Below are 26637 nucleotides of genomic sequence, written 5' to 3'. Positions count from 1 at the left end.
CGTCAGCGTCTCAGGGGAGTGGCATTGTTAGCACATTAACGACGCTTGAAACGAGGTTAGCGATGAACACATTATTTGTCGGAAAAAAACTGTTAGTGGTAGGCGGTACCAGTGGGATGGGGTTTGAAACTGCAAAACGGATCCTTCAGGGCGGTGGCCAAGCGGTGCTGGTGGGCAATCGCGCGGACAAAGCAGAGCAGGCGAGACAGGCGCTGGCGGAGCTGGGTGACGTCTCCATCATTGTGGCAGATCTGATGTCGGAAGCGGGTGTGAAACAGGTGATGGCAACGGTGAATAGTGACCATAAAGACATCAGCCTGTTGGTCAATGCCGCAGGGGTTTTCTTCCCGAAACCTTTTACTGAGCATGAAGTTGAAGATTATGAGCTGTACATGAGTCTCAATCGGGCGACGTTTTTCATCACCCGCGATGTGGTACGCAACATGGTGGCCACAAACATTAAAGGCGCAATTGTTAATATCGGCTCTATGTGGGCGCAGCAGGCGGTTGGTGCGACGCCTTCTTCAGCTTATTCGATGGCCAAAGCGGGCCTGCATGCATTAACTAAAAATCTGGCCGTCGAGCTGGGTGCGAATGGGATCCGCGTCAATGCAGTCTCTCCAGCGGTGGTACATACGCCGATCTACGAAGGATTTATCCCTAAGGAAGACGTGCAAGGTGTGATGAGTAGTTTTGACAGTTTCCATCCGATTGGCCGGGTTGGTACGCCAGGTGATGTTGCAGAAACCATCGCGTTCCTGTTGTCTGATAAAACGGGTTGGGTGACCGGTGCTGTCTGGGATGTGGATGGTGGTGTTATGGCCGGGCGAAATATCTGATGAATATCCCCCGCGTTGTTGCGGGGGATTGTCGGGGCATTACGGTGCAATCGGCGTCAGATAATCCAGCCGTAGCGGTTCGGCCAGCAGATCGTTCATTTGCAGAATAAAGGCCTGGAAATGTGGCAGAGCGATATGCGCGTCCAGGCCGGCCTGACCGCGCCAGGATTCGCGCACGTAGAATACATCTGGCGTGTCGCGTAACTGGAACAGGGCATATTCAATATTGCCCGGCTCCCGGCGGGTGGGCAGCAGCAGAGCTTGTAGCGCCTGTTTCAGTGCGTCGATTTTCCCCGGTCTGGCTTTCAGTACCGCAATAATTGAAATTACCTCTGAATCAGACATGTTAAAACCCCTCCAGCACAATCTTGCCGACCGCGCGGCCAGTTTCAATTTGCGCGTGCGCTTTTCGCAGGTTCGCCGCGGTGATCGCGCCAAAATGCTCGCCCAGCGTGGTGCGGAGGGTGTCGTTGTCGATCAGTTGCGCTACGCGGGTCAAAAGCTGATGCTGCGCAATAATGTCGTGGGTGGTAAACATCGAACGGGTAAACATAAATTCCCAGTGCAGCGAAATGCTTTTGGCCTTCAGCGGACGCGCATCGAGGGTTTGCGGATCGTCAATCAGCGCCAGTTTGCCCTGCGGCGCCAGGGCGGCAATAATTTGCGAGTAGTGCTGCTCGGTATTGTTCAGGCTGGCAACGTGCGTCACCTCTTTAATACCTATCCGTGCCAGCTCTTCCGTTAACGGTTTGCTGTGGTCAATCACATGATGAGCGCCCGCTTCACGAACCCACTTCTGGCTCTGCGGACGTGATGCGGTGCCGATGACGGTCATTTTGGTCAGCTTACTGGCCAGTTGCGTCAGGATAGAACCGACGCCGCCAGCCGCGCCAACAATCAATAACACATCATTTTCATTGCCATTTTCCTTAACGTCCAGACGGTCGAATAGCATTTCCCAGGCGGTAATAGCGGTCAGCGGCAGCGCCGCAGCTGAAGCATTATCCAGTGATTGCGGCTTCAGTGCGGTAATACGTTCATCAACCAGCTGAAATTCACTGTTACTACCAGGGCGACCCAGTGCACCGGCGTACCAGACTTCATCGCCAGGTGCGAACAGAGTGACCGCTTCGCCCACGGACTTCACCACGCCAACGGCGTCCCACCCCAGCACGCGCGGCACCTCCGCGTTAAAACCTTCGCGGACCTTGGTATCCACGGGGTTGACGGAAATGGCTTTTACTTCAACCAGCAGATCATGTCCGTTGGCGACCGGCATGGGCAGGTCAATCTCTTGTAAAAATTCAATGTTATTGCCGTCGGTCGCGGCGCGGGTAATGGCGATGGCTTTCATGGTCTCTCCGGTCACAGGAATCAGTTGAATAATTCGATGGTAAACCGGTAACAGAACGGGAAAAATAGCCGTACGGCGACAGGACTTATACTCGGGGAGTGAAAATGTTCCGGCTTGAAGATCTCACGTTGTTTGTCCGCGCTGCGGCGCTGAATAGTTTTAGCGATGCCGCGCGTGAAGTCGGCGTTCAGCCTGCTCAGGTCAGTTCTGCTATCAAGCGCCTGGAGTCTACGTTGGCTATCCGCTTGTTCGCTCGCTCCACGCGCAGCCTGCGCCTGACGCCGGAGGGCGAGGTCTGGCTACCCTATGCCCGCCAGATGCTGGACGTGATGCATGCCGGGCTGCAAAAAATTCAGACCCCGGAAGATGAAGTGTCAGGCACGTTGCAAATCGCCGTGCCTTCCGATCTCGGGCGGAATTTGTTGCTGCCGGTTTTTCAGTCGTTTCGACGCCGTTATCCTGCGCTGCGTCTGCGGATCTTTTTCTCCGATCAGGTGACGGATGTCTTTAAAGACCCCGTCGATGTCGCGTTTCGCTACGGCAACACCGAAGATGCGTCTTACATCGCGCTGCCCGTTGCACCGGGTAACCGACGCGTGCTGGTGGCTTCTCCACAATGGGTTGAGCACAACGGCGCGCCGCAAACCCCGGACGAATTAACACAGCTCAACGCCATGACCTTTGTTTTACGCGGCCGCCTTCACGATCGCTGGACGTTTACGCGTAACGGCGAGGTCAGCAGTGTGCAGGTTAACGGCACCATTATGAGCGACGATGCGGAAGTGATTCGACGGTTGGCGATTGCCGGAGAAGGCGTGGCGTACAAGTCGTGGCTGGATGTCAGCGAGGATGTGCGTGACGGTCGATTACAACTGCTGATGCCGGATTATCAGGGAGAGAAAGTCCCGCTGAATATGATTTGCCCGCATCGGAAGCAGCTTTCTACGGCGGTCCGTCTGCTGCACGACGCGGTGAAGACGCGGTGTGAAATGCTGGCGCAAAGCTAATATGCGCTTGCGCCAGAATATTATCGCGTTGTTACTCAGTCTTTCTTGGCCGCGTTTGCAAAGAAGATATCAGACTGAATGTCTTTTGTGCGGATGGTAAACAGCTGATTAGTCAGATCTTCCGTCAGCTTCTCGGCGTCGGCCATGATGCGCAGGTTGAAGTCATTCAGCATCTTATCGGCAGCTGGTTTATCAGTTTTCGCCATCTTCAGATACTCGGCTTCGACCTCTTTTTGCTCCTTCGCCACTTTGTCTTCCCACGCTTTGTAGGCTTTTTTGACGATTGGCGCGAGCTTCGGATAATCGGTCATCGTCAGCGTCTGTAACTTACGGTATTTCCAGTAAATGGATTGATCGTCCGCTTTGTCGCTACCCATCGTGTAGTTTGCCGGATACGCTTTCAGGCCGCTGTAGTACGGAACAAAGGCGGTGAGGTCAGCCATGCCCAGACCAATGTAGGTCGTTTCACCAATCTCTTTTGGCAACCACGGACGGACCTGCATAACGTGCGCTTCATAGGTGCGGAATACGCTAACCGGACGCCATGGCTCTTTGCCGTTCAGACCATTGGTATACGGATCATGGCTGGTGCCTTCGTAATGGTTACGCAGTACGGCTTTCACATCGTCCAGCGTCATTTTCTTCTCTGGCGTCATGAAGACCGGGAATTCACGCCCTTTGGCCATATCCTGATTTACGGAAGGATTGAACTCTTTCTGGATGGTCCATACTCGCGGGTCGTTATACGTGCGGTCACGCTCGTCATCACGGGTATAGGCTTTGGAGAAGTTGAATTTGCCATCTTTCGCCGGTTCGTACAGACCCTTTTCGGTCGCAAATTGAATCAGGTTTTTCGACGCCATCATGTCAGGGTTTTTAGGATCGTAATCCTGTAAGCGGCCCTGATTACCGGTGGCAAAATATTGGTTATTCGGCAGACGCTGCGCCATCCACTGATGGCCGCTGCCGGTTTCCAGGTACCAGATCTCGTTCTCGTCGACGACGGCAACGCCAAAGCCTTCGCCAGCGCCGACAGTTTCAACGATATGGCCCAGCAGCGCCACGGCTTCACGCGCAGTTTTGCTCTGCGACAGTAGAATATCCGGGATATCGTCTTCAGTGATCCCTTTATCCTCAACGTATGGGTCGGCGGCCAGCGCTTTTGGTGAGGCAAAAATAGATTCTGTGCCGCTCACGCCAACGCCCAGTTCGTTAAATCCGGTTGCACCGTGCAGTTGAGTTTTCCAGTTTGGGACGGTTGTATAGCGCAGAGAGTTTTTGGGAAGCGGCCAGGTAAAGTCATTCGCACCGTTATGTGCTTTGGTGCTGTATACCCCGGTCTGATTCTGTTTGGCCGGGTGAATGACAAAATGCTGCGCTTTCAGGGCATCGCTGTCAGCGCTACGGGCTACCAGCATGGAGCCGTCCGCTGATGCTTCATTGCCGACCAGCAGGGTCGTACACGCAAAACCTGATGAAACAACGGCCAAATTTATAGAAAGTGCAATCAGGCACTTTTTAAAAGTAAACATTACGTATCCCTCATATGTACGCCAAAAATACACCGGAAACACACCGTTTCCTGAAATGCGATAACGCCTGAACGCTCAGACATTGCTCGCGAGAGAGATAAACGCCCCTGCCCACGTCTTCTCCAAATATCCATTCGTAGGTTGAAGTCTTCAGGACAAATTAAAACGCCCATTTCGCTTAATTATTACGCAACGGATATCGTGATATTCAGGATGTTTCCTGATTCGGGACGAAGAATAGCAATGGGTTATTAGTAGATTCAGTGACCCATGTCGCGTAAGTCGATGATGGCAAATATGAGTTCCATTGAGGGGGCATGCTTTTTGAATCCGGATATGACGTTACCTTTTGCGGCAATACAGCGAGGGCACATTGGAGCTGGCAAAAATCCATGCGCCCTTATACTCCTCCATGACCAGGCTCAGGCTTCGTCCGCTTTGGCGGTAAAACCCAGGTAATGTGTTGTTAATATCTGCTTCATCGGCGCTATCTGCGAAGGTTTTGACCACCTGCATCGCCTGAAGTACCCGGGCTTCGTGTTGTCTGGTGTAGATGAAATAAATGTTCCTGCTGATGTCTGAGGTATTACGTCCGTACAGTTTTCCGGTGATGGTGGCCAAACCTTCATTATTGTACATCCGAAACGATAACGTACCGGCAAAGCGATTGCTGCCAATATTCCATTCCATGCTGCCGATGCAATTCAGCGGCTTTTCGGCATAGCGTGAATACCATAGCCACCCGCCTGAACCAAGCAATGTTGCCAGACCGATTACGAGTAAAATAAAGTGTTGTGTTTTTTTCATTACCCGCGCATCCAGTAATAATGGGTAGTACAAAACGCGTTAGCATCTACCCGTGCATCTTTGTCACAGACAAATGCCACGATCCTCTCCGCTTTACGGTAGCCGGAAAGGAACACGTGCTTGTTGTTTTCACAGAGATAGGGATGCAGCTGCATCAGATTGAAATAATTCTCCTGATCGTGCTCATTTGGTGAGTAATAGATTTTACAGTTTTGCCGTGAGGGGACCTGCATGGAAACAGAAACGAATTTACTAAACGGCATAACAGGACGTGTCTGATACCACACCAGCCAAATAATCAGGGTGGCAATAACAATGCCCGCAGTAAATAAAATGTCCCGCCAGGTTACCCGCGTCGTTTGTTGAGGCGCGGGAGGAATTATCTTTGGGGGCGTGTTTTCCTCTATAACCGGTGGCGAGTAAACTTCACTCTGAAGATGCGTTATCGTCTCTACCTGCGTATTTTCATTTAATGTAAGCCCGCGCCGTGAAATAGTCTTTACCGTATCACGAGGTAGACCCACGTCCGCCAGTGCGTTACGCAGCGTCAGAATAGCCTGGTAAAATGTGTTGGTGGTGGTCACATTATTTCTCTCACCCCAGCCCACTTTCATCAACGTGTTCTGGGAAACAATGTCACTTGCGTGAGTAATTAAATAGAGAAAACAAAGCGAAGCTGGGAGCTGAAGTTGTATTGCCCGCCCGGTCTGACGATTGACCAGACTTTTGCTATCAGGATTAAATTCGACCAACTGATTGATAAGGTACAATTGCCCAGCCCTCAGTAACCAAAACGTATCACCGCATGTGCCAACACTTACCTTAAATTTTACATCCAAATCGATAATACGCCTCACTCTTTGTACGTGATCGAAGATAAGAATTTCACTTAAGGGTTAAAAGTTCTTTATATACAACAAGTTAGCTGCGTAAGTTCTTAGGTGAGAATTAACTAATGTTAAATAATGAGAATTCATTACAGTTTTATCCGAATTATCATTATATTTATCCACAGAACGACAAGGGTGATTGAGTTATCAGAATTGTGTAATTAATAAGTAACCTTTACATCGATTGTTTTTTAGCAAATAGTGCTTTTTTGATATTTATCCTGGAGCTTGAATTTATGGAGAAAATTCTTAATGCCCAGATTGTTATTCTGAGATAAAGCATAAAAAAGGTTATCGGTAGCGCATTACTTACCGTCCGCACCTATTAGTGCATCAGGAGTTTATTACATTTTTTTAGCGTCACTGTTATTAACTGACAAGGAATGTCGTACGTGTCGGATTGACACATTTATTTACCAATGAAATATTTATGGAAAAATAACAGGAGTCATTTTTGATGAAGAGATCACCGTCACAGAGTGTTCGTTGCATAAGCTGTGAATTATCCTGTCAATTATATCCGGATACTGCAGTACGCGCCAACTACTGTCACCGTGCTGCTTTTGCGATCTGGCCTGAGGGAAATGGCTTTCTGCAAAAAGGAATTATTGAAAAACTTCTGCTTAATAATCAAAACCATTTGTCGCGCGGGTTTATTTTTGTGGACTTTTCTTTCCCGAACCTGCGCCTGTTTGCCGACCCGCAATGGGTTGACCGACTGGCCTACAGCGGCATGCATATTGTGTTAATAGCAGACAGAAACCTGGCGCCATTGGCCAACTACTGGCTGTCTAAAAGTAATAAAATACAAGGAATTATATATTCCGATGATGATGATGACGTTCAGCATCAGAAAATCCGCCGGTTATTTACCGGTCACCTCGCGAACAGTAAACGCGGACGCTCACTCAACTATACAGAAATGATATTACTGAAGCGGTTTGTCTCAGGGAAAAGTATTCAGCAAATTACCAAAATAGATAATATCGATATTAAGAAAATATACGTCTACAAGCTCCGGCTTGAAGATAAGTTAGGCCACAGTATTCATCAAATACTGTCGAATATTTTATAACGCATTTCTGATTTTTAATATTTTCACATCTTTGCGATGTGGTGGACGCTCTACGCCTGATAGCAGGAGGCTAATATGCCAAATCCCAAATCTTACTCTCGTATTGCCATAGCGGTTTCAGCCGCATTAACCTCTATGGTATTTTCAACCCATGCGGCCTGGGTTGACGTTGATAGTCTTCCTTCCAGCGGACTGGTTAGCAGTCTGCCCCCGGAATTGCAGGCTATAATCCCTGCGCAGGCAAATGCCAATTTCGCTAAAACCAGCGCCATGCCGAATTATGTTTATCAATGGAGTGCGGGTACTATTCCCGTTTATGGCAATGGATTAACGATTAATGGACCCGGCGCTGAAGCTTTTGAGCACTCTATTACCGTTATTCAGAACAGTGCCACGGGTAGTCCGGGCGTTATTTTCGGTGACGACCTGACGATTCGCACGCAGTCGAAGAATGCCGCCAATAATGGTAAAGACGTTGACGGTATCCGCACGCATGGGGCCAATACGCCGGATAACCCGGTCTTTATCATCACCGGGGATCGAACCAGCATTTATGTGGACGGTCAGGATGGTGACGGTATTAACGCCGGTTACAACTCCTATAGTCAGGGCTGGAAAGGATCGGCCAGTATTTACGTTGGCGACGATCTCTATATTCAGACTACCGGTTCCCAGGGCCGTGGTATCACTGCAAACGCGATGAAAGACGCCACGCAGGCCAAAAATACCATTGTCGTTGGCGACCGGGCGCACATTGTGACGATCGGTGACAGTTCAGAAGGTCTTCGCACCGGGCAGAGCGGTTCCTCCATTCTGCTTGGCAATGACGCCATCATTGAGACATCGGGTGCCTCTTCCACGGGGATTTATGCCGCCTCATCTTCCAAAACAGAACTGGGCGACAACGCGACGATTACGGTTAACGGCGTCAGCGCGCATGCGGTTTACTCCACCAATGCGACCGTGAATCTCGGCGAAAACGCGACGGTCAACGTCAACAGTTCGGCGAAAGCGGCATCATATAGCAAAGCACCACGCGGCCTGTATGCGACTTCACGCGGTGCGATAAACCTGGCAGGCGGTGCCGCTATTACCATGGCGGGCGATCACAGCAATGAAAGTTATGCCATCAGCACTGAAACGGGCGGCACAGTAGACGGTTCTACTGGCGGGCGCTTCCTCATCGACGGCGATCTTCACGCCGCTGGCGCGACTGCTGCAACCAGCAGCCTGCCGCAGCAAAACAGTACCATTAAGCTCAACATGACCGACAACTCGTTGTGGAGTGGAGCGTCATACATCACCAGCGCCACAGCCGGAACAGGTGTTATCTCGCTGCAAATGAGTGATGCAACCTGGAACATGACCAACAGTTCAACGCTCACCGACCTGACGCTGAATGGGGGGGCAGTGGTGAACTTTGGGCATGCTGACGGTGAACCGTGGCAGACGCTTACCATCAATGAAGATTTCACCGGGAACGGCGGCAAGCTGGTTTTCAATACCGTCCTGAATGACGATGCCTCCGAAACCGACAAGCTGAAAGTGCTCGGCAACACCGCGGGTAACGCGTTTGTGGCGGTGAACAATATTGGTGGAACCGGGGCGCAGACCGTTGAAGGCATTGAGATCATCGAAGTGGCCGGTAATTCTGACGGTACTTTTGAGAAAGCGGGCCGTATTGTTGCCGGTGCGTACGACTATAACGTTGTGCAGAAGGGCAGCAACTGGTATCTGACCAGCTTCATTCCCGCTCCGCCGGATCCGGAAGAGCCAGACCCCGTTGATCCGGACCCGGTTGATCCCATCGACCCAGACCCTGTTGACCCGGATCCGGTTGACCCTATTGACCCAGGTCCTGTTGATCCAGACCCGGTCGATCCTGTAGACCCGATTATCCCTGAGCCGGAAGAACCTGTTGCGCCTCCTGTTACTGAGCAGCAGTATCGCCCGGAAGCAGGCAGTTATCTGGCGAACAACTACGCTGCTAACACGCTGTTTATGACCCGACTCCACGACCGTCTGGGTGAAACGCAGTACATCGACATGCTGACGGGTGAGAAAAAAGTCACCAGCCTGTGGATGCGTAACGTCGGGGCCCATACCCGCTTCAAAGACGGAAGCGGGCAGTTGAAAACCCAAAGTAACAGCTATGTCTTGCAGTTAGGCGGCGATCTGGCGCAGTGGAGTAGCGACGGTCTCGACCGCTGGCACTTTGGCGCGATGGCCGGTTATGCCAACAGCCAGAACCGCACGCAGTCCAGCCTGACCGGTTACCATTCACGTGGTCAGGTCACCGGTTACAGTGTGGGACTGTACGGCACATGGTATGCCAATGACGCCGACAAGACCGGTACCTACGTGGATACCTGGGCGCTGTACAACTGGTTTGATAACAAAGTGATGGGCCAGGAGCAGGCGACGGAGAAATACAAATCCAGCGGGATAACCGCTTCTGTTGAAGCCGGTTACAGCTTCAAACTGGGTGAAAACGAGCGCAACAGCTACTGGCTGCAACCGAAAGCGCAGGTGGTGTGGATGGACGTGCAGGCCGACAGCCACCGTGAAGCAAACGGTACCCGCGTGAAGGACAACACCGATGGCAACCTGATGACCCGCCTGGGTGTAAAAGCCTTTATCAACGGTCACAACGCCATCGACGACGGTAAATCTCGCGAGTTCCAGCCGTTTGTTGAAGCCAACTGGATCCACAACACGCAGACAACCAGCGTGAAAATGGATGATGTAAGCAACGACATGCGCGGCACCAAAAACATCGGCGAGCTGAAAGTCGGCGTTGAAGGTCAAATCACTCCGCGCCTCAACGTGTGGAGCAACGTGGCCCAACAAGTCGGCGATAAAGGCTACAGCGATACCCGCGGTATGTTGGGTGTGAAATATAACTTCTAATGTAATGCAGTAATGTAAAAGCCGCTGATTAACCGATCGGCGGCTTTATTTTGAAATTGTAGGCCGGATAAGCGTTAGCGCCATCCGGCAAATAAGCTGAGTGCAGCGCTAGCTATTACTATTTTTGTTACAAGCAAGCTCTTTACCTAAAGCAATCATGGCCAATTCAGAAGGACTGTATTTTGTTCGTTCCTTAGGATGAGTTTGGAGGTAATTCCCGACAATATCGGCCTCCTGCCCAATGGTTATACTCTCACCGCAGATGATATTCTCTTGTGATAATGTGCCTGCCACTCCTGCGACAAAAGACATATACATCACAGCAATCTGTTCATCCTGAACATTCAAATAATCAAAACCTCTTTCATACAATTGATAACCGTGATAAAGCGAGTTGCCGTCGATATTCAACGTCGATTTTGCCAGTGCTGATGTTGAAAGACAGAGCAATAACACGACAGGAATGGAAATTTTATTGATCATACGAGCACCAACCACCCTTATGATGTGAACCTGTACCACCATGCGGATGTTCGCCTTTCGGACATGCAAAAGCGGCGGATGAGGCGGTGATTGTGACGAAAGCGATAACCATTGCTATAAATACGTTTTTCATGAGTAGTCCATTGTTGCAATTATTTATAAATAAAAATACACACATCATTTAAGCTGAGATGGTATTGTGTCTATTAATTTAATTGACATTATAATGCGTGCTTCACTGTGATGTCATTTATACCTTTTGGCATAGGCTATCAGGAGAGTGTTTTGAATATGACGTTCAGTGTATGATATGAGACAATTAAAATGAGTGTATATGAATAGTCTAACAACAGGAAAACATGCACGTGTACACGCGCTACGCTTGGGATATGAAGAGTTTCCAGATGAGAATGCTTATGGTGGTGCTTATTATATTAAAGATGGTCTGAAATGGATATTTACTATCGTAGGGCTAAAGAAACATTTAGGTATCTATAATGATGATGATTTACGCAATGAGAAATATGATGTAGATACCTATTATCGTCTGGAGTCAGAAGATAATGAAATGCAATCGCTATACGATGATTTAAAGATAAGTAATAGTGAGCCTGTTTATCTGGAAGGGGGGATGTACCTTTATCCCGATGGCTCCATTCGATGATTCATTTGATATTGTAGGCCGGATAAGCGTTAGCGCCATCCGGCACCTGGTGAACCTATAAGTAACGCTTACAGGCTCAGCTATTCTATTCAACTTCTGATGTGCCTCTTTCAGCCCATCTTCCAACTGTTTTTCCTGCTCGCCGTAGACCATCAGGACGATATAGCCATTCATCACTTTTACGGTAATCTGTTACCCGGTATCAAACCCCGCTTCGCGTAGCCACTTGGCGAAGGGATGAGTGTGGGGAATTGGCTCAAAACTATAGGGAGAAAGGAGTTGGAACGGTTAGGTATTGAGCCACAGGAAGATTAATTGTCCTGTCTTGCTGGAATATTTATAATTTCCATTTTTAAAGCATTTTCCCCTGAGAATATTGCAGCTAACCCCTGTCTGATTTTTAATTGATCGTTTTCTATTGCTCCGTGGGCTACAGGTGAATATATGGCTGTTTGTAATTGAACGCGCTCGAAATCATAGCCAATATCTTTCGCCATCTCTGATAGCAAGTCTAGAAAAAGATTGTTGCTGGTTTGGTTCCATATGGCACCTAATGTATTATCATTATCAGGGTAAGATGTATTTAAATGTGCAAAATACAGCTTCCATGAAGATAAGACATTGCTTTCAGAAGTGCTTCTCTTAGCCTTCCCTCTTTTTATTTTCCCATAAAATGCTAAGTCAATCATATTTAATGCACGAACGTGTTCACTGGACAGCCTGGCATTCTGAGATCTGGTAGCCATAAGTTGTTTGAATATATCAATTTTCAATGATTTTTTTTGGTAATACCTTTCTATAAATTTCTGTGTTTGAATGGCTAGTAATGGACTAACTACTGTAGCAGCAATAGCCATGATCGTAAGGGCAGTGCTCATATTAGATTCTCGTAAAAAATAAATAAAACTAGAAACTTTGGGCGAGAATTATAAAAGCATATATATGCTGAGAAGATAGGGCAAATGGCTAGGGTGAGATAAGCATTTTGGCGGAAGATCACAGGAGTCGAACCTGCCCGGGAACGCTGGCGTCCCCAACTGGATTTGAAGTCCAGCCACCTCACCGGAGATGACGATCTTCCGCGCCTCGATTGCTACATGGAGGCGGGGCGCATTATAGCTACTTCCAAACGTTTCCACACCCCCTCACTCACTTTTTTAACTTCCGTTTCCCAATACCATGACCAGTTTCAAATAAATCTCCGAGAAATCCATTACTTACACTTAGACACATTTTTTGACGCTACCCTGATCACAGAAAACAAGAATCGTAATTTGATAACGAGATATCGGAATACCCGCGCTCACAGGGATGGTTTACAAGAACTGTAACCGGTATCAGCGCGTGTGAAAGTGCAAACAAGGATGCGTAATGAAAAGTGAGATTCTGTCTGTTAAAGAGAAGATTGGCTACGGCATGGGTGATGCCGCCAGCCACATCATCTTCGATAACGTCATGTTATATATGATGTTCTTTTATACCGATATTTTTGGTATTCCGGCAGGTTTTGTCGGCACGATGTTCTTACTGGCTCGTGCGCTGGATGCTATCTCAGACCCTTGCATGGGACTGCTGGCCGACCGTACCCGTTCGCGCTGGGGGAAATTCCGCCCGTGGGTGCTGTTTGGCGCTCTGCCATTTGGTCTGGTCTGTGTGCTCGCCTACAGCACGCCGGATCTCAGCCTGCACGGCAAAATGATTTATGCCGCAATCACTTACACGCTGCTGACCCTGCTTTATACCGTGGTGAACATTCCCTACTGCGCGCTGGGCGGTGTGATAACCAATGACCCAACGCAGCGCATCTCCCTGCAGTCATGGCGCTTTGTGCTGGCGACGGCGGGCGGCATGCTCTCCACCGTGCTGATGATGCCGCTGGTGAATCTGATTGGCGGCGAAGATAAAGCGTTGGGCTTCCAGGGCGGGATTGCCGTGCTCTCGATTGTGGCGTTCCTGATGCTGGCATTTTGCTTCTTCACCACCAAAGAACGTGTGGAAGCGCCACCGAGCAGCAACTCAATGCGTGAAGACCTGCGCGACATCTGGCAAAACGACCAGTGGCGCATTGTCGGCCTGCTGACCATCCTCAACATCCTTGCCGTCTGCGTTCGCGGCGGGGCGATGATGTATTACGTCACCTGGATCCTGGGCACGCCGGAAGTGTTTGTCGCCTTCCTCACCACTTATTGCGTCGGCAACCTGATCGGCTCTGCGCTGGCAAAACCGCTGACTGACTGGAAATGCAAAGTCAGCGTCTTCTGGTGGACGAACGCCCTGCTGGCGGTCATCAGTCTGGCGATGTTCTTCGTGCCGATGCACGCCAACATCACCATGTTCGTCTTTATTTTCGTAATTGGCGTATTGCATCAGCTCGTGACGCCAATCCAGTGGGTCATGATGTCCGACACCGTTGATTACGGCGAGTGGTGCAACGGAAAGCGTCTGACGGGGATCAGCTTTGCGGGCACGCTGTTCGTACTCAAGCTGGGTCTGGCGCTCGGTGGGGCGATGATCGGCTGGATGCTGGCGGGCGGCGGCTACGATGCCGCAGCGAAAACCCAAAACAGTGCCACCATTAGCATCATTATCGCATTGTTCACGATTGTCCCGGCTATTTGTTACCTGCTGAGTGCCGTGATTGCCAAACGCTTTTATACCCTGAAAACGCCGTATCTGAAGGAAATCATGAGTCAGCTGGCTCAGGGCGCGCGCCGCAATCAGCAGGATTTTACGACGAAAGAATTACAGAACTAAGGAACTGACGATGAAAATTAGCGATGGTAACTGGCTGACGCAACCTGGCCTGAATTTAACACACCCAATTCAGGTGTTTGAGGTTGAACAGCAGGGTAACGAGATGATCGTCTACGTTGCGCCGCGTGACGTGCGTGAACGTACCTGGCAACTGGATACCCCACTTTTCACGCTGCGCTTCTTCTCGCCGCAGGAAGGGGTGGTGGGTGTACGAATGGAGCACTTTCAGGGCGCGCTGGATACCGGCCCGCATTACCCGCTGAACGTGCTGCAGGACGTCAACGTAGAGATACAAAACACCGTTGAATTTGCCGAACTGAAGAGTGGCAATCTGAGCGTTCGGGTGACCAAAGGCGAGTTCTGGTCGCTGGATTTCCTGCGTAACGGTGAACGTTTTACCGGTAGCCAACTGAAAAATAACGGCTACGTGCAGGATACCAACAGCGGGAAAAACTATATGTTTGAGCGCCTGGATCTGGGCGTTGGCGAAACGGTGTACGGTCTGGGCGAGCGATTTACTGCGCTGGTACGTAACGGCCAGACGGTGGAAACCTGGAACCGCGATGGCGGCACCAGTACCGAGCAGTCTTACAAGAACATCCCGTTTTATCTCACCAATCGCGGCTACGGCGTGCTGGTGAACCATCCGCAGTGCGTGTCGTTTGAAATCGGCTCTGAGAAAGTGTCGAAAGTGCAGTTCAGCGTTGAAAGCGAGTATTTGGAATATTTCGTCATTGACGGCCCAACGCCAAAAGCGGTGCTGGATCGCTATACCCGCTTTACCGGCCGTCCGGCGCTGCCGCCAGCCTGGTCATTCGGTTTGTGGCTGACTACATCGTTCACCACTAATTACGATGAAGCGACGGTGAACAGTTTTATCGATGGGATGGCCGAGCGCAATCTGCCGCTGCACGTCTTCCATTTCGACTGCTTCTGGATGAAAGCCTTCCAGTGGTGCGACTTTGAGTGGGATCCGGTGACCTTCCCTGACCCGGAAGGCATGATCCGCCGCCTGAAAGAGAAAGGGCTGAAGGTCTGCGTATGGATAAATCCTTATATCGGCCAGAAATCCCCGCTGTTCAATGAACTGAAAGAGAAAGGTTATCTGCTCAAGCGCCCGGACGGCTCCCTGTGGCAATGGGATAAATGGCAGCCGGGCCTGGCGATTTATGACTTTACCAATCCTGAAGCCTGCGAGTGGTATGCCAACAAGCTGAAAGGTCTGGTGGATATCGGCGTTGACTGCTTCAAAACTGACTTTGGCGAACGCATTCCTACTGACGTTAAGTGGTTTGACGGTGCCGATCCGCAGAAAATGCACAACCATTATGCGTACATCTACAACGAACTGGTATGGAACGTGCTGAAAGAGACCGTCGGTGAAGAAGAGGCAGTGCTGTTCGCCCGTTCGGCCTCGGTCGGCGCGCAGCAGTTTCCGGTGCACTGGGGCGGCGACTGCTACGCCAACTATGAATCGATGGCCGAAAGTCTGCGTGGCGGGTTGTCCATTGGTCTGTCCGGCTTTGGTTTCTGGAGTCACGATATTGGCGGCTTTGAGAATACCGCCCCGGCGCACGTCTACAAGCGCTGGTGTGCGTTTGGGCTGCTCTCCAGCCATAGCCGCCTGCACGGTAGTAAATCCTACCGTGTGCCATGGGCGTACGATGATGAATCCTGCGACGTGGTACGCTACTTCACTGAGCAGAAATGCCGCATGATGCCATACCTGTATCGCGAAGCGGCGCGCGCCAATGAGCAAGGCACGCCGATGATGCGCGCAATGATGCTGGAGTTTCCGGACGATCCGGCGTGTGATTATCTCGACCGCCAGTACATGCTGGGCGATAGCGTGATGGTCGCGCCGGTGTTTAGCGAGGCGGGAGATGTGCAGTTCTACCTGCCAGAAGGACGCTGGACGCATCTGTGGCGTAACGATGAGGTATCTGGCAGCCGCTGGTATAAGCAGCAGCATGACTTCCTGAGCCTGCCAGTTTATGTGCGTGACAATACCCTGCTGGCGCTGGGGAGCAATAATCAGAAACCGGGCTACGCGTGGCACGATGGGACCGCGTTCCAGTTGTTCCATCTGCAGGAGGGCAGGGAAGCGATTTGTGAAGTCCCGGCGGCTGACGGCTCGGTTATCTTCACGCTGAAGGCGATGCGTGCGGGTAATACCATCACTGTGCAAGGTCGTGGCGAAGCGCGTAACTGGACGCTGTGCCTGCGTAATATTGCGCAGGTTAGCGGCGTGAAGGGCGGTTCATCTGCGGGCAGCGAGTGGGGAACGGTCATCACGCCTGGTGAAGATGTGTTGACGATAACCCTGTAAGCGAATCTGAATGTGGACCGGATGGCGATGCAATGCGTTTTATCCGGTCCATGCTGCGAGCAGCGTTCCAGATCTGAAAATCCAAAACATTCTGAACTAAAATTTTATCTCTCCATATTTGCGAGCGCTATCACTCTAACTCCCGTGAAAAATGTGATCTGCGCCGTAAATATCTCACTATTTCCCCTTTTTGTCTTATTTCTGTCCGGATTACAGGACACGATTTAGTATTGTTGGCGCATCGTAGTCCTCTTATATTTATCATCACGGATTACACGTGGAGCATAAATGCTTCTTTATAACCTAAATAATTCGAGTTGCAGGAAAGCGGCGACGCAGCGAATCCCCAGAGCGTACATAAGTACGTGACTGGGATGAGACGAGTAACTCAACAGCCAACGCACATGCAGCTTGAAGTATGACGGGTATAGATATTTAATCTGGTATGTAATAAGGGTAAATAATGCAAATGATTACCTCGCGACAAAACAGATTATTAAAGTTTCTTCTGTCCCGGAAGGAATATGTCACGCTGCTGAAAATTGCCGAGTATTTATCTGTTTCAGAGAAAACAGTCCAGCGCGATCTGCGGCTACTGGAATCATGGTTAGCGGAATGGAAAATAACCATTGATAAACGTACCGGTGCGGGCGTGATATTAAATGCCGAGAATATTACCGACCTTTTATATCTGGATCAGTTATTAGGATCGGAAGGGGAAGATGCTGACGGCATGATGAATAATTCACGGCGGGTCAAGATAGCCTCACAGTTATTAAGCGAAACGCCGCATGAAACGTCGATCAGTAAACTATCCGAACGTTATTTCATTAGTAGCGCATCGATTGTTAACGATCTGAAAGTGATTGAGTCCTGGATCACTCCGCTGGGCCTGTCGCTGATTCGCAGCCAGAGCGGCACGCACATTGAAGGCAGCGAGAGCGGTGTACGCCAGGCGATGGCGTCGCTGATTAACGGCGTAATTAACCATAATGAACCCGGCAACGTCGTTTATTCACGCCTTGATCCCGGCAGTTATAAAGCGTTAGTGCATTACTTCGGCGAGGAAGACGTTTTATTTGTCCAGACGCTGTTGCAGGAAATGGAGAACGATCTCTGTTGGTCGCTGGGCGAGCCGTATTACGTCAATATCTTTACCCATATCCTGATCATGATGTACCGCATCACGCGGGGCAATGCCCTGCCGAGAAAAGAAGAAAACATCACTTTATGTGACGAGAACATCTTTTCCATTGCCAACCGCATGATTCAGCATATCGAAAAACGCATTGCCCACCCGCTGCCGGAAGACGAAGTCTGGTTTATTTATCAATACATTATCTCCTCCGGTGTGGTGATTGAAGAGCATAACGACGTGAGCGTGATTGGCCATATGCACTCCAGCGACGAAGCGCGCTTAATTACCCAGAGGCTGATTGCCACCTTCGCCGAAATGGTCGACAGCGATCTCAGTCGGGACACTGCGCTGTATGACGGACTGCTGATCCACATTAAGCCGCTGATTAACCGTCTGAACTACCAGATCCGCATACGTAATCCGCTGCTGGAAGATATTAAAGGTGAGTTACAGGACGTGTGGCGGCTGACTCTGTGTGCGGTAAATCGGGTGTTTAGCGGCTGGGGCGAGCGGGCTGTGTCGGAAGATGAGGTGGGATATTTAACCGTACATTTTCAGGCCGCAATGGAGCGGCAGATAGCACGAAAGCGCGTGCTGCTGGTCTGCTCAACCGGTATCGGCACCTCTCACTTACTCAAAAGCCGTATTTTGCGCGCCTTTCCGGACTGGACCATCGTTGGCGTGGTGTCGGCAGGCAGCCTGTCCTCCGTACTGACGGACGATATTGAACTGGTGGTATCGACGATTAATTTACCTGCAGTTGCTATGCCGGTCGTGTATGTCACCGCCTTTTTCAATGATGCGGATATTAAGCGGGTAACAGAAACGGTTATTACGGAAAAATTACATCGGGCGACGTCGCTGGTCGTTGAAAATTAATGTCTGAACTCCATGAGGTATGATTGATGGACATCACGAAAATACTCAATACAAATCGCGTTATTTTGGACATGAAGGCCACAAGCAAAACGGAGGCTATTGAGGAACTGACGGATATTCTGCAAAAGGATGGAGCAATTAGCTGTCGGGAAACGTTTATTCAGGATGTCTGGCAACGTGAGTCAGAAGGTTCGACCGGATTCGAAAATCATATTGCGATCCCACACGGGAAATCCTCGGCGGTGGTCAATACTACGCTGGCGATTGGGCGTACCCGCCAGGACATTCCCTGGGAAACCCTGGATGGCAGCAACGTGCGCTGCATCATTCTGTTTGCCGTACGCCTTGAAGATCAAAACACCACCCATATTCGTCTGCTTTCGCAGGTTGCCGGCGCGTTGGCAGATGACGATATTATTGAACAACTGTTAGTCGAGAGTAGTCCACAGAAAATTATTGAGCTTTTTAGCCAATATGCTGAATCCAATGTTTGCTAAATAAAAAAGTGGAGCATGTTATGAATATTGTTTGTGTCGCCGCCTGTACGGCGGGTATTGCGCACACCTATATTGCTCGTGAAAAGTTAATTAAAGGTGCTAAAGCGCTTGGTCATAATATAAGAGTAGAAACCCAGGGGACCATTGGCACGGAGAACGAACTGCTGGCAGAGGATATTTCTGCGGCTGATGTCGTAATTCTTGCTGTCGATGTAAAAATAAAAGGGGAGGAGCGCTTTTCAAATAAACGCATTGTGCGAGTGAAAACCGAAATCGTCATAAAATCGCCGATTCAGTTTCTTGAAAAGGTCGAAAAATCATTAGTTAATACTAACCAGTAGCGATCCTCATTCTGGAGGGATTTCACATGAGTGAAAATAAAATTCCGCTATCTCAGGAAATAAAAAGACATTTATTAACGGGAATTTCGTGGATGATCCCGTTAATTGTTGCCGCCGGGATCTGTATTGCTCTCGGGCAAATACTTGGCGGCACTAACGTGGGTGAAAAAACAGGCACCATACCCTGGATGCTCAACCAGATTGGCGGCTGGGGGATGGGGTTAATCGTACCGCTGATAAGCGCAGCGATAGCGTACTCCATTGCCGACCGACCCGGATTCGCGCCGGGTCTGATTGTCGGCTTTGTCTGCGGCGAAATTCATACCGGTTTTATCGGCGGGATGCTGGGCGGATTCCTGGTCGGTTATACCGTCCTGCTGCTCAAGCGCTATATCCGTTTGCCACAGTCGATGCAGGGGTTGATGCCCATCATGGTGCTGCCGGTACTGAGTACCGTCATTGGCGGCCTGTTGATGATGACGCTGATTGGCAAGCCGATAGCCTGGCTGCAGGACGCGTTGATTCATCTGCTGGAGTCCATGCAGGGCGGATCCCGCTTTCTGATGGGCGCCATCCTCGGCGCAATGGCGACATTCGACTTCGGCGGGCCGGTGAATAAAACCATGTCGCTGTTTGCTGATGGCATGCTGGTCAGCGGCGTGTACGGTCCGGAAGCGGTGAAGTTTGTTGGTTCAATAATCCCTCCGTTCGGCATCACGCTCTCCTTCCTGCTAACGCGTCACAAGTACACCCGTGCGGAACGTGAGGCGCTGAAGGCCGCATTCCCGATGGGGATCTGCATGATTACCGAAGGGGTCATTCCAATTGCGGCGCGCGACCTGCTGCGCGTGGTGGGGTCCTGTGTGGTGGCCTCAGCGATCGCGGGTGGCCTGATCATGGTGTGGGGCGTCGAAAGCCCGGTACCGCACGGCGGCATGTTCGTGGTCCCACTCTTTACGCATCCTCTGCTGTTTTGCCTGGCGCTGGGGATTGGCACAGTGATTTGCGGCGTGATGCTGTCGCTGTGGAAGAAACCGGTGACCGAGCGTGACGAAGAGTTTGATGAACTTAGCGATCAAAAGCTGAAAGACGAAGAGATCACCTTCACCCTGGAATAACCGGAGGCCGTATGTTTGCCAATATGAAATGCATGGTGACGAAAGCCTGGCGCGAGCAGTACGCGCTGCTGGCCATCAACTGTATGAATCTGGAAAGCGCCCGAGCGGCGGTGCGTGTGGCTGAGAAACACCGTGCACCCATCATTCTGAATCTGTATCAGGGGCACCTGGAGCATTTTCCGGCCACGATAGCGACAGCGGTGGTCAAAACACTGGCAGAGGAAGCCTCGGTACCGGTCGCGCTGGCGCTGGATCATGGAAAGGATCCTGTTCGTATTCGCCAGGCTTTTCGCGCCGGTTTCAGCGGGTTAATGATCGATGCCTCTGCCTTTGCGCTGGAGGAGAACATTCGCCAGACCCGGGCAGTGGTTGAGCTTGCAGCCAGCGTTTCTCTTTGCGTGGAAGGCGAGCTGGGTCATTTGGCCGACGCCCCGCGCTATGACCACGCCGCTAATGCTGATTTGATGACCCAGGCCGCCGACGTGGAACCCTTTATCCAACAGACCGGGATCGATTTACTGGCGGTATCGGTTGGTACGGCGCACGGTATGTACGCGCCGGGCGTCACGCCAGCCATTGATTTTCAAAGGCTGGAGGAAATTGCCCGGTTATCAACGGTGCCGCTAGCGCTGCATGGCGGCAGCGGGACACCGTTTGATCAGTTACAGCGCTGCCCGACGTTTGGCGTCGCCAAGATAAACGTTGGTGCGGCGGTTTTCGAAGCCGGAAAAGCTGCGCTATTGCATACCCTGTGTCGCGACACATCCGGTGAACTCGTTGATGCCCTGGCCCTGATGGAGCAGGCCTGCGAGGAAGCCATTATTCCGTACCTACAGGCCAGCGGCGCTATCGGCAAAGCCTGATTCATTTTCTGTAACGCCTTCTATGCCTCTGCGACGACGCACTGGCAGGGCTTTCTACACCCTGAAACTGGAGAATTAACATGTTAGTTTCGATGAAAGAATTACTGCAACCTACCCGTCAGCACGGTTTTGCCATCGGCGCATTCAACGTGGCGGACAGTTGCTTTGTACGTGCAGTAGTGGAGGAAGCGGAAGCGACCAACACTCCGGCGATAATCTCCATTCACCCTAGCGAACATGATTTTGTTGGCGATGCGTTTTTTAGCTACGTTCGCGATATCACCCTGCGCAGCCCGGTTCCCTTTACTCTGCATCTGGACCATGGTGCTTCGGTTGAGCATGTCCTGCGGGCAATTCAGTGTGGGTTTACCTCGGTGATGATTGATGGTTCATTGCTGCCGTATGAAGAGAACGTGGCGCTGACCCGCGAAGTGGTCAAGCTGGCGCATGCGGTAGGCGTTTCGGTGGAAGGGGAACTGGGTACGATTGGTCAGACCGGGACGTCAGTGGAAGGCGGCGTGTCGAAAGTTACTTATACCGATCCTGCACAGGCAGAGGATTTTATTGCCCGTACCGGTGCAGACACGCTGGCGGTGGCGATTGGAACCGCACACGGAATTTACCCGAAAGGGATGCAGCCAGAGCTGCAAATGAACATCCTGCGCGACATCGCTGGACGTGTGGATATTCCGCTGGTGCTGCACGGCGGTTCCGCAAACCCGGATGCGGAAATTGCCGAATCCGTGACGCTGGGCGTGGGTAAAATCAATATTTCCAGCGATATGAAATACGCCTACTTCCAGAAAGTCCGCGAAATCCTGGCGAAAGAAACCTGGTGGGATCCGAACGTTATTTACCCGGAAGCCATTAGCGCCGCACGGGATGTGATCCGCCACAAAATGAAACTGTTCGGCTCAACCGGCAAAGCATCACTTTACTAACGGCATGCAGGCGGGGTGACCCGCCTTTTTCGCAACAAGGAAAAGTGGAATGAAGCGTTCACACATTAATTATGCCGTCGATAAAGCGCATGCTATCGCCGAGACTTTTCGGGTCAGTTTGCCTGACTTTGCGTATTTTACCGTCGACGCCTGGCGGCAACAGGATCAAACGCGGTGGCGTGAAGTGCTCGATCTCCAGCTGGGTTGGGACATTACCGACTTCGGGCGCGGAGATTTTGCGCAAACGGGGCTGACGTTACTGACGTTGCGCAATGGTCTGATGGGGTCAGTCAATTACCCCAAACCGTATGCTGAAAAGATGCTGCAAATTCAGCAGGATCAGCAAACACCATGGCATTTTCATCGCCATAAAATGGAAGATATCGTTAACCGCGGCGGCGGTGATTTGTGTATGCAACTGGCGTGGGCCACGTCTGATGACGGGTATGATGCCCGGCGCATTGTTGAGGTGAGCGTGGATGGTCAGTGGCGTACCGTTGATGCTGGCGAGACGCTGGTATTGAAACCGGGGCAAGGGGTGTGCCTGCCGCCGCGGTTGTATCATCGCTTTTGGGCGGAGAAAGCGTTCGTGCTGGGCTGGGAAATCTCGATGGTCAATGACGATCTGCATGACAACCATTTCCTTGAGCCGGGCGGTCGCTTCCCGGTGATAGAAGAGGACGAGCCGGTGAAATGGTTGTTGTGCAGTGAATATAGTCGTTTATGAGCGAGGGTAGGCCCGGTAAGCGAAGCGCCACCGGGCAATAATCACTGCGCAACGGGTGGGGCAGTAATTTCACTCCCGGATACTACGCCCGCTTGCATGCTTTGTGTAACCTGTTGTTTCTCCACGTTTACCGCATGCAGCTGGCCGCTGACCGTTGGTTTGAGCGGCGCATTGGCCTGAATATTGCCGCTGGCGGTGAGCTGAATGTTACCGTCACCGGAAAGCGGCAGCGCAGGCCATCCCCACTGCTGTAGAATCGTCATTGGCACGCCGCGCCCGTTCAGGCTGACCTGAGTCTGACGCTGAGGCAGCTGCGAAATGCTGGCAGTGGCCTCCAGCAATCCCTTTTCCGTATAGGCGCTCAGTTCGCTGATATTGATGGTGCTGCTGTTTGCCGTCAGCGCTAGCGAAGGACGACGCACGTCGGTACGGTTAAAGGTGGCGGCAGCGGCGTTGAGGGTGGCGCTCCCGCTCCAGATCCCCCACTGATTGTTCTGAACCAGCCCGAGGTTGGCGCCGTAGCCATCCAGGGCGGTGAGCTGCCACGGGAAGCCTGGGTCGATATCAATCACCAGATTACGGCTGGCGCTGAATTTTTTGAGCGTCAGGCTGTTTAGCCAGGCTGGCAGGGGTTTCATCCACAGCTGTTTCCAGTTTTCCGGTAGCGTATATTCCAGACCGGCAATAGCGGCATCATCGAGGACCAGCGCTTTGTTGCTGCGCTGCCAGTTTCCGGATGTTCTAACCATACCGCCTTCCCAGCGGGTGGTGAACTGGCGCAGGGCAATGCCCTGCGGCGAGAATTCGGCGTTCAGAATGGGATCGAAGAAGTGCAGAGAGCCGTAGATAAACTCGCTGGCGTTCATCGACAGTTTGCCTTCCTGAGTTTGCCAGTCGTCCTTGCTGAAGGTCATGTTGCGCAAGCTCAGGTCGAGATCCGTCACCGCCCAGTCAGGGCCTTGCAGACGGGCATCTGTTACTTCCAGACGACCAATTTGCAGGGAGGGAATACTGCTTAACGGGGCAAAAAATTCGGTCAGCGATTTGTCGCTTTGCAGCCGAATATCGTTCAGGCGCAGATTCTCGACTACCCAACTACCGTCGGCATTACGTTGCGCCACGCCGGTTAATGCCCCACGCGCCACGTCTGCGCCAATATTGCTTAGCGTCACCCGGTCATGATCGATGCTCCCTTCAATCAACACGTTGGTGGTCGGGACATCGTTGAGCGTCAACGAACTGGCACTGAGCTGAATTTGCGCTTTGTTCCCGAGAATTTTACCTGCTTCAGGGCTCCAGGGAATGACGCCGCCGTTCACGCGCTGTGCGCTCAGGTTCCACTCGCTGCCGGGGCTGTTAAGCGCCATATCTTGCAATTGCAGGCGATCGGCCTGGAACGGCAGCGGCGCGGTTTGCTGAGACAAATTCAGCGTGCCGTTTTGCAACAAAATGGTGTCGACATGCAACGGGTCGGTAATTTGGCGGCTGCTCAGCCCAATATCGACCGTTTTAGCGACCAGCGTTGCGGGCTGACCGTCCCGGCCAAAGGTGACATTTTCCAGCAAAATATGGGAGGGGGAAGAAAACCGATGATCGATGGCATCAAATGCCAGATGGTAACTGCTGTTCTCCGATACCCAGGCGCTGACGTGCTCTGCGCCCCAGCGGGTTTGCAGTAGAAAATAAAGGCCGAGGATCGCCACTGCAAGGGCGATCAACACGTAAAGAAGCAGCTTTCCAATAAATTTCATGGTCTTCCATCCCGCGAAGTGCACATAGTCAAGTTATGCACGATTTAGGCGCAATGCTCAAGGCGGGAATGGTGAAAGAGCGTTACAGCGGCGTTGATTCAGAACCAACGCCGCATTTCGCTTATTGCTTCTCTGGCGGGAACACCAGGTTTAGAACGATAGCGGTAATACCGCCTGCGGCAATGCCGGAAGAGAGCAGGTTTTTCACCCAGTCAGGGGCGAACTGTAGGATCAGCGGCTGCTGGGATACGCCGAGGCCGACGGCCAGCGACAGCGCGATAATTAGAATCGCGCGACGGTTCAGCGGCTCGCGGGACACAATACGCACGCCGGATGCCGCGATCGTACCGAACATCACCAGCGTTGCGCCGCCCAGAACCGGCTCAGGAATATGCTGTACAAAACCGCTGACCGCCGGGAACAGACCCAGCGCGATCAGCATCAACGCTACCACAAAACCGACGTAGCGGCTGGCAACGCCCGTTAACTGAATAACCCCGTTGTTCTGGCCAAAACAGGAGTTCGGGAAGGTGTTGAACACGGCGGAAACAAACGAGTTCAGACCGTTCGCCAGCACGCCGCCTTTCAGGCGTTTCATGTACAACGGACCAGAAACCGGCTGCTCGGAGACGTCGGAGGTGGCCGTAATATCGCCGATGGTTTCCAGTGAAGTGATCATAAAGACCAGCATCAGCGGCAGCAATAAACTCCAGTCGATACCCAGACCATAATACAGCGGCGTTGGCACCATCAGCAGGTCCTGACTTACCGGCGCGGTATTTTGCGGCAGCATGTCCATAAACCAGGCCAGCAGGTAACCCGCCGCCATCGCAATCACCAGTGACGCAACGCGCAGGTACGGATTGCGCTGGCGGTTAAGCAGGATAATTAGCGCCAGCACGACGCCAGCCAGCAGTAAATTCTTCGGTGCGCCAAAGGTGTTGTCGCTCATTGCGGCATAGCCGCCGCCAATCGACGTCAGACCGACCTGAATCAGCGACAGGCCGATAATCATCACCACTACGCCGGAAACCAGCGGAGTAATGATACGACGCGCCAGGTGCAGTACGCGTGAGATAACCATCTCAGTGCAACTGGCCAGCATCAACGTACCGAACAGTGCCGCCATCATGGTTGGGACATCTGCACCACCGGTTTTTAGCGCCGTACCACCCATAATCAGCGGCGCGACAAAGTTAAAGCTGGTGCCCTGAATGGATAACAGCCCTGAGCCGACCGGTCCCCAGGCTTTGATCTGAATGATAGAAGCCACGCCGGAAGCGAACAGCGACATACTGATAATGTGTTGAGTATCCTGAGCCGGTAAGCCGAGCGCCTGGCAAATTAACAGAGCAGGGGTGATTACCGCGACGAACATGGCCAGCAGGTGCTGGCAAGCGGCAAACAGGGTCTGGGCTAACGGGGGGCGATCTTCAAGACGGTAAATCAGTTCACTGTTGTGAGTCTGCGCAACCGGTTGCGCATTTGTTGACTCTACGGCGTTAACGGACATCAGAGGCAATCCCATGGTGGAAAAGCGGTGATTTTATCTGACCAGTACAGAAATGCAAACGTTTGCTACCGAGTATTCTTAATATTTAAAACGGATAAACAAACATTTTTATATAACTTTTCATGATTTTCTGCTTAAAATCCACCCCGAAAACTCAATAAGAGCTAAAAATCGGTCTGGAATGCATCGTGCGTGATTGTGCTAAACGCACTAATGGAGCTGTAA

23 protein-coding genes and 1 tRNA gene are annotated in these 26637 nt (G+C 51.5%); 14 read left to right on the top strand and 10 right to left on the bottom strand.

The window, feature by feature from the left end; translation table 11 throughout:
* Positions 1-62 precede the first annotated feature (62 nt).
* The gene (locus tag E1B03_RS25845) at positions 63-839 is read left to right on the top strand and encodes an SDR family NAD(P)-dependent oxidoreductase (RefSeq protein ID WP_133087160.1); all 777 of its coding nucleotides are present in this window, start codon (positions 63-65) and stop codon (positions 837-839) included.
* A gap of 39 nt (positions 840-878) precedes the next feature.
* Here the strand turns inward: E1B03_RS25845 and E1B03_RS25840 are convergent, their stop codons facing one another.
* Positions 879-1184 (bottom strand): putative quinol monooxygenase, encoded by a 306-nt coding sequence (locus E1B03_RS25840; RefSeq protein WP_103769394.1) that lies wholly within the window; start codon positions 1182-1184, stop codon positions 879-881.
* Position 1185: 1 nt separating this feature from the next.
* Positions 1186-2193 (bottom strand): zinc-binding alcohol dehydrogenase family protein, encoded by a 1008-nt coding sequence (locus E1B03_RS25835; RefSeq protein WP_133087159.1) that lies wholly within the window; start codon positions 2191-2193, stop codon positions 1186-1188.
* A gap of 104 nt (positions 2194-2297) precedes the next feature.
* Here E1B03_RS25835 and E1B03_RS25830 point away from each other — a divergent pair, with 104 nt between their 5' ends.
* Positions 2298-3200 carry a LysR family transcriptional regulator gene (locus E1B03_RS25830; RefSeq protein WP_103769396.1) on the top strand — a complete coding sequence of 301 codons (903 nt, stop codon included), beginning with the start codon at positions 2298-2300 and terminating at the stop codon, positions 3198-3200.
* A 35-nt stretch (positions 3201-3235) separates the two neighbouring features.
* On the opposite strand, the gene E1B03_RS25825 is transcribed toward E1B03_RS25830, so the two are convergent.
* From E1B03_RS25825 to E1B03_RS25815, 3 genes are all read right to left on the bottom strand, one after another.
* Complete coding sequence (locus tag E1B03_RS25825) at positions 3236-4732, bottom strand: C69 family dipeptidase (RefSeq protein WP_103769397.1); 1497 nt, start codon at positions 4730-4732, stop codon at positions 3236-3238.
* Between the two features lie 342 nt (positions 4733-5074).
* Complete coding sequence (locus tag E1B03_RS25820; RefSeq protein ID WP_133087158.1) at positions 5075-5539, bottom strand: hypothetical protein; 465 nt, start codon at positions 5537-5539, stop codon at positions 5075-5077.
* Positions 5539-6309 carry a winged helix-turn-helix domain-containing protein gene (locus tag E1B03_RS25815; RefSeq protein WP_133087269.1) on the bottom strand — a complete coding sequence of 257 codons (771 nt, stop codon included), beginning with the start codon at positions 6307-6309 and terminating at the stop codon, positions 5539-5541. The genes E1B03_RS25820 and E1B03_RS25815 overlap by 1 nt, the downstream gene beginning before the upstream one ends.
* Before the next feature lie 577 nt (positions 6310-6886).
* On the opposite strand from E1B03_RS25815, the gene E1B03_RS25810 reads away from it, so the two are divergent.
* Together E1B03_RS25810 and misL are read left to right on the top strand one after the other, a co-directional pair.
* A complete protein-coding gene (locus E1B03_RS25810; protein ID WP_103769399.1) occupies positions 6887-7504 on the top strand; it encodes a helix-turn-helix transcriptional regulator in 618 nt (205 codons plus the stop codon).
* Between the two features lie 75 nt (positions 7505-7579).
* Complete coding sequence (misL, locus tag E1B03_RS25805) at positions 7580-10414, top strand: intestinal colonization autotransporter adhesin MisL (RefSeq protein ID WP_103769400.1); 2835 nt, start codon at positions 7580-7582, stop codon at positions 10412-10414.
* A gap of 108 nt (positions 10415-10522) precedes the next feature.
* Here misL and E1B03_RS25800 read toward each other — a convergent pair whose 3' ends face one another.
* A complete protein-coding gene (locus E1B03_RS25800; protein WP_246044135.1) occupies positions 10523-10939 on the bottom strand; it encodes a Rap1a family protein in 417 nt (138 codons plus the stop codon).
* A gap of 292 nt (positions 10940-11231) precedes the next feature.
* Here E1B03_RS25800 and E1B03_RS25795 point away from each other — a divergent pair, with 292 nt between their 5' ends.
* Positions 11232-11561, top strand: coding sequence for a hypothetical protein (locus E1B03_RS25795; RefSeq protein ID WP_133087156.1), 330 nt, complete (start codon positions 11232-11234; stop codon positions 11559-11561).
* 311 nt (positions 11562-11872) lie between these two features.
* Here the strand turns inward: E1B03_RS25795 and E1B03_RS25785 are convergent, their stop codons facing one another.
* Both E1B03_RS25785 and E1B03_RS25780 read right to left on the bottom strand, forming a co-directional pair.
* Positions 11873-12439: a DUF6680 family protein gene (locus tag E1B03_RS25785; protein WP_133087155.1), complete on the bottom strand. Its 567-nt coding sequence runs from the start codon at positions 12437-12439 to the stop codon at positions 11873-11875.
* 108 nt (positions 12440-12547) lie between these two features.
* Positions 12548-12642 (bottom strand) — tRNA-Sec (locus E1B03_RS25780).
* Positions 12643-12932: 290 nt separating this feature from the next.
* Between E1B03_RS25780 and E1B03_RS25775 the strand changes: the two genes are divergently transcribed.
* From E1B03_RS25775 to E1B03_RS25735, 9 genes are all read left to right on the top strand, one after another.
* The gene (locus E1B03_RS25775; protein WP_133087154.1) at positions 12933-14315 is read left to right on the top strand and encodes a glycoside-pentoside-hexuronide family transporter; all 1383 of its coding nucleotides are present in this window, start codon (positions 12933-12935) and stop codon (positions 14313-14315) included.
* Positions 14316-14325: 10 nt separating this feature from the next.
* The gene (yicI, locus tag E1B03_RS25770) at positions 14326-16644 is read left to right on the top strand and encodes an alpha-xylosidase (RefSeq protein ID WP_133087153.1); all 2319 of its coding nucleotides are present in this window, start codon (positions 14326-14328) and stop codon (positions 16642-16644) included.
* 463 nt (positions 16645-17107) lie between these two features.
* Complete coding sequence (locus E1B03_RS25765) at positions 17108-18661, top strand: BglG family transcription antiterminator (RefSeq protein WP_133087152.1); 1554 nt, start codon at positions 17108-17110, stop codon at positions 18659-18661.
* Between the two features lie 26 nt (positions 18662-18687).
* Entirely contained in the window at positions 18688-19158 is a 471-nt protein-coding gene (locus tag E1B03_RS25760; RefSeq protein WP_008786490.1) for a PTS sugar transporter subunit IIA, read from the top strand.
* Between the two features lie 20 nt (positions 19159-19178).
* Positions 19179-19499 (top strand): PTS fructose transporter subunit IIB, encoded by a 321-nt coding sequence (locus tag E1B03_RS25755; RefSeq protein ID WP_043018754.1) that lies wholly within the window; start codon positions 19179-19181, stop codon positions 19497-19499.
* 26 nt (positions 19500-19525) lie between these two features.
* Positions 19526-20617 (top strand): PTS fructose transporter subunit IIC, encoded by a 1092-nt coding sequence (locus tag E1B03_RS25750; RefSeq protein WP_016157774.1) that lies wholly within the window; start codon positions 19526-19528, stop codon positions 20615-20617.
* 11 nt (positions 20618-20628) lie between these two features.
* A complete protein-coding gene (locus E1B03_RS25745) occupies positions 20629-21480 on the top strand; it encodes a class II fructose-bisphosphate aldolase (protein ID WP_133087151.1) in 852 nt (283 codons plus the stop codon).
* A gap of 80 nt (positions 21481-21560) precedes the next feature.
* Positions 21561-22421, top strand: a complete 861-nt coding sequence (locus E1B03_RS25740; protein WP_003024018.1) for a ketose-bisphosphate aldolase — start codon at positions 21561-21563, stop codon at positions 22419-22421.
* Positions 22422-22470: 49 nt separating this feature from the next.
* The gene (locus tag E1B03_RS25735; RefSeq protein ID WP_103769409.1) at positions 22471-23148 is read left to right on the top strand and encodes a D-lyxose/D-mannose family sugar isomerase; all 678 of its coding nucleotides are present in this window, start codon (positions 22471-22473) and stop codon (positions 23146-23148) included.
* 41 nt (positions 23149-23189) lie between these two features.
* Here the strand turns inward: E1B03_RS25735 and E1B03_RS25730 are convergent, their stop codons facing one another.
* Together E1B03_RS25730 and xanP are read right to left on the bottom strand one after the other, a co-directional pair.
* Positions 23190-24899 carry an AsmA family protein gene (locus E1B03_RS25730; protein ID WP_103769410.1) on the bottom strand — a complete coding sequence of 570 codons (1710 nt, stop codon included), beginning with the start codon at positions 24897-24899 and terminating at the stop codon, positions 23190-23192.
* A gap of 121 nt (positions 24900-25020) precedes the next feature.
* Positions 25021-26412, bottom strand: coding sequence for a xanthine/proton symporter XanP (gene xanP, locus E1B03_RS25725; RefSeq protein WP_003024026.1), 1392 nt, complete (start codon positions 26410-26412; stop codon positions 25021-25023).
* Between the last annotated feature and the right edge of the window lie 225 nt (positions 26413-26637).

The organism is Citrobacter arsenatis (genome assembly GCF_004353845.1).
GTDB classification, from domain to species: domain Bacteria; phylum Pseudomonadota; class Gammaproteobacteria; order Enterobacterales; family Enterobacteriaceae; genus Citrobacter; species Citrobacter arsenatis.
This window is presented reverse-complemented; position numbering and strand designations above follow the sequence as displayed.